Below are 3,903 nucleotides of genomic sequence, written 5' to 3'. Positions count from 1 at the left end.
ATTGACGAGCTTCCCGAATTACCGGGATTCCGCCTGAGTGTTACTGCAAAACTGAGCGGTCAGACAGGGGTCGAGATGGAAGCTCTCACAGGAACGAGTATCGGTTTACTCACGATCTATGACATGCTCAAAGCCATCGATAAAGGGATGGTGATCGGTCCGATTCAACTTGAAACAAAATCAGGAGGCAAAAGTGGTGATTATCAACGATGAAACCGAAAAACTAAAGTTAGAGTATCCATGCAACTGGTGCTATAAAGTAGTCGGATTTGAGCGTGCCGGTATCGAAATCGCCGTGATGGAAATCTTTACCGAACGTCACTATACTCTCAACCCCTCAAACACCAGCAAAGGGGGAAAGTACATCAGCATGAACTTAGAACTCTTGGTGCATAATGAGGACGAACGTACCTATTTTTATGAAACACTCAAAGCTCATCAACACGTTAAAATGGTACTCTAAAGGATCAAACAATGAATACAGACACATATACGACGGATATCCAAGAGCATTTTTCAGCCCAAAATATCCCTGATATGCCCATACAAGAGTTGCGTGAGTATACGACTGCTTTTTTAAAAGAATCCACCCGCTCTTTTCACAATGAGCTCGAAGATCTCATGGCTCAAAAAGAGCAGATTGAGCGTCACATTTCCCGAAAAAGCGATGAGCTTCAACAATTAAAATACCGCTTTTTTGATATATTGGAAAAATTATTTGGTGAAAACGAGACGATGCTGGAGAAACTCCACCAAATCAAGATTCAATCCGTTGATCTTCTCGATATTCTCGAGGAGATGATTGAAAGTGCCATTATCACAACCCTTGAAAAAGGTTCCGACATTGAAGAAACACTCCATGAAATCATCAAAGAGATCACCTTTGAAACCCTTAATGCCAATGTCCTTAATGCCGTTCGTATTCGACGTATCTTAGGAAGTATCCTCCAAAGCGCATTAAATCTGGCAGAAGCAACACCAAACCAAGCGGAGAGCATTTTACGCGGTACCTTGCTCGGTATCCGCTCAGCGCTTTACAAATCGATCGAAAAGTTCCATCAATACCTCCTCTATGTTCCTGAAGAGGTAAAAGCCCTTTACCGTGCCGAGTACAAAACGATTGAAGAAGAGCTCGATAATATTGATACCCTTTTCACCCAAGTGATCCACTCCCTAAAAAACCGTAATTCATCGGTCATGATTGGACGTTTAGAAGCTATCAGCGATGATATCCGGTTCGATACCGAAGAGATCAAACATCTTTCTAAAGAGACCGTTGAACTTCTGCGAAATCGTCTTTCAAAACTAACCCGTAATGTCTCTGAAAAAAGTGCAAAAATTCTCAACTCAAAATCGGCTCAGGATGCAAAAGCGATGGGGGTACGAGCGTGGAGTGTTGCAAAATCAACGATGCAAGGTGCCCTAAAAGGTGCAAAAGACGCTATGGATAAAAAGTAAGCGCGGATTACATATCCCGCGCTAACGTAAACATATTGGCGTGATTGACCATAAAACTGCTACAACGATCACAGATCGGATCGCCCCCTTTGTAGGGATAAGGACAGCGGCACTCATGACACGTTACCATCTCATAACGAACCAGCTGTTCTGAGCGCTCATACGCCACACTCACCAAATCAAAGCCCTCTTTGGCACTAATTGCTTTGGGTTTACAGATATCCTCACAAATACCGCATCCGATGCATTTGCCCTGAGAAAAATAAATCCCCTGTTTATCACTGGTTGGAAACAATGCATCGGTAGGACAAAACTGGGTGCAGTCTCCGCAGTTGGTACAGGTTTCAAAATTAATTTGTTTATTAAAAAACAGCGGACTGCTCTCTTTAAACTCTGTTTGCTCCAAAGCGACAACAATCTCTTTGAGAGAGTTTTTGAGCAAAATTCGCTTCAGCGGCATTTTTTGATCGGGCAATTTATGGTGCGCCGTGGTCATTGAGAGATGGGCAACTGACTCCTCAACCAAAGACTCTTTTACTTTTTCAAACCCTTTGCGGAAAAGGGCACGACGATCTGCCTGCTCCTCTTTTTCATCAATGGTTTCAATACGATGAGGCTTTTGAATCGTCTCTAAAAACTGGTTTGTCACCGTGATCTTCTCACGAATTGATGTTTCCAACTTTCCGTTTTCATTAAGAACACATCCGCTACAGTGGCTCATATCACACGTTACGTTTCGCTCACCTCGCAATGCCATAACCGTAAAATGCTCAACATCAAAAACACCCAAACACGGTGTCGTAACTTTACACGATAGCGTCGGTGCCTCTTCGATATGCTGGTACGATGCAGCGTAGCCGTTCGGATCGAAACTCTCGATCTCTAGCGCCTCGCTTGGACAGCTTCCGATACACCCTGCACATTCGACACACTCATTTTCAAAAAGTGTCAGCTTGTTACGGACGATATGAAAAGCCGCTTTAGGACAAAGATCGATACAGATTGTACAATCGTTGTGATAATACTCATTTCGTAAACAACGGGTTGCCGTATAGCTAAAAAGGTTGCTTTTTTGAACAAAATTAATGTTACCCATTCTGTGATCCTTGAGACAAATACTCATAGTCAGCACTTAAAAATTCGATGATAAAATCACACATGTCCCGATAAAACGGCGTATCCGCCATACTCTTCATCCCCATCATATACGGAACTACCCATGGAAATATATGCTGATCTAAAAATTCAAATTGCGACTTTTCTTCATTTCGATAAACCAGTGTTTGCATAAAGGCAAACTCGATTCCCAAATGATCCGGTGCCATAATCTGCGTTTGATCCATGTTGACTTCAAATCCATGGGTAAAATAAAACCCCATAACAGGATTTTGAAGCCCTACCAGCGTCTCATTCTTCGCATCGAGGACAAACGACTCTACCGGCTGGGTATTAAGGATATACATTGAGGTGTAATCCGTATTGAGTTGATCGTATATCTCTTCTATCTCTGAAGAGCTAATCCATCTCTCTGTCTCTTCACCTATAATCTCTAAGAGTGATGCATTATTTTTGAGATCATGGATAAAACGACGGTCAGGGGTATCGCTCATGACGCGAGACAAAAAAGCATAAATATAAAGTCGGTATTCGTTATTCATTCAAAATATTCCTAAAAAAAAGTAAGGGATTGTGTCATAGGAGGACTTTAAGACAGCAAAGTTTGGACAATTAAGATTCTAACCCCAACGGGGTTAGAAAGGTGCTTATAAGCACCCTTTAAAAAACGATTTTTTCGGCGGTGGAGGAGACTTAAACTCGGTTGCTTTAATCGTATTGGTAGCAGTATCAAGTGTACCGATAACAATAACGCCGTTTTTATTGATCCCTTCTCGCATTTCAGAAAGTTTCAGTTTAGTGGTGTCAATGGTATAAACTTTACCGGTAGCGTGTTGATACAATGCATACTTCGCATCTTTTGTCGTTACACCGGCTTCAGTTGTACGAAAACATCCGTCTGACCCGCACACATAGTTTTCCAAATAACAATCGGCAAATGCACCTTGAGCGGCACATCCCGGAGTTGTTAGGAGACCTTCAAACTCTTCTGGCTCATTGGCGAATGCACTAAATACCAGTGCAGCGCATAGCAATAACAGCTTTTTCATTATTCTACCTCCGCTTTGAGAGATTTGAGATACGCTACGATATTCTCAACCGTATCTTTGTCCAAGAAACCATAATCGGTCATCGTAGAAACACGTTTCCCTTTTTCGATATTGTACCAAGGGGTATTGGCATGTGCATTGCGGTTATACCCCGGCACGACAACGGCTGAGGGTTTTACGATTGACTCACGTAAATAGGCAACTGAAGAGTAACCCCCGACATATTTCAGTGACGGTGCCAAAAATGACGTCGGATCAACCGTCTCGATTTGGTGACATC

General features: G+C 42.5%; 7 protein-coding genes. 3 read left to right on the top strand and 4 right to left on the bottom strand.

All coding sequences use genetic code 11. The features are described from left to right. The 3 genes from A3G19_RS03205 to A3G19_RS03195 form a co-directional block, all read left to right on the top strand. A partial coding sequence (locus A3G19_RS03205; RefSeq protein ID WP_294870526.1) for a cyclic pyranopterin monophosphate synthase MoaC occupies nucleotides 1–213 on the top strand: 213 nt, incomplete at its 5' end. Then, complete coding sequence (locus A3G19_RS03200; protein WP_015654725.1) at nucleotides 194–463, top strand: DUF493 domain-containing protein; 270 nt, start codon at nucleotides 194–196, stop codon at nucleotides 461–463. The genes A3G19_RS03205 and A3G19_RS03200, both read left to right, overlap by 20 nt. Before the next feature lie 11 nt (nucleotides 464–474). After that, the gene (locus tag A3G19_RS03195; protein WP_015654726.1) at nucleotides 475–1,458 is read left to right on the top strand and encodes a DUF6781 family protein; all 984 of its coding nucleotides are present in this window, start codon (nucleotides 475–477) and stop codon (nucleotides 1,456–1,458) included. A 7-nt stretch (nucleotides 1,459–1,465) separates the two neighbouring features. On the opposite strand, the gene A3G19_RS03190 is transcribed toward A3G19_RS03195, so the two are convergent. From A3G19_RS03190 to A3G19_RS03175, 4 genes are all read right to left on the bottom strand, one after another. Then, on the bottom strand, nucleotides 1,466–2,554 hold the full coding sequence (locus A3G19_RS03190) for a 4Fe-4S binding protein (RefSeq protein ID WP_294870525.1): 1,089 nt from the start codon (nucleotides 2,552–2,554) through the stop codon (nucleotides 1,466–1,468). After that, nucleotides 2,547–3,116 carry a molecular chaperone TorD family protein gene (locus A3G19_RS03185; protein ID WP_015654728.1) on the bottom strand — a complete coding sequence of 190 codons (570 nt, stop codon included), beginning with the start codon at nucleotides 3,114–3,116 and terminating at the stop codon, nucleotides 2,547–2,549. Before A3G19_RS03185 ends, A3G19_RS03190 begins: the two co-directional genes overlap by 8 nt. A 105-nt stretch (nucleotides 3,117–3,221) precedes the next feature. Beyond that, entirely contained in the window at nucleotides 3,222–3,623 is a 402-nt protein-coding gene (locus A3G19_RS03180) for a hypothetical protein (RefSeq protein WP_015654729.1), read from the bottom strand. After that, the coding region (locus tag A3G19_RS03175) for a hypothetical protein (RefSeq protein WP_294870523.1) at nucleotides 3,623–3,903 on the bottom strand (281 nt) is incomplete at its 5' end. The genes A3G19_RS03175 and A3G19_RS03180, both read right to left, overlap by 1 nt.

This window comes from Sulfuricurvum sp. RIFCSPLOWO2_12_FULL_43_24 (assembly GCF_001829605.1).
Classification (GTDB): Bacteria; Campylobacterota; Campylobacteria; order Campylobacterales; family Sulfurimonadaceae; genus Sulfuricurvum.
The sequence above is the reverse complement of the archived record's forward strand: the minus strand, read 5'-3'. Positions and strand labels throughout refer to the sequence as shown.

Coding starts and splice junctions, on each gene's coding strand:
- A3G19_RS03195 (WP_015654726.1), top strand. CDS start 475: ATGAATACAGACACATATACGACGGATATCCAAGAGCATTTTTCAGCC.
- A3G19_RS03190 (WP_294870525.1), bottom strand. CDS start 2,554: ATGGGTAACATTAATTTTGTTCAAAAAAGCAACCTTTTTAGCTATACG.
- A3G19_RS03185 (WP_015654728.1), bottom strand. CDS start 3,116: ATGAATAACGAATACCGACTTTATATTTATGCTTTTTTGTCTCGCGTC.
- A3G19_RS03180 (WP_015654729.1), bottom strand. CDS start 3,623: ATGAAAAAGCTGTTATTGCTATGCGCTGCACTGGTATTTAGTGCATTC.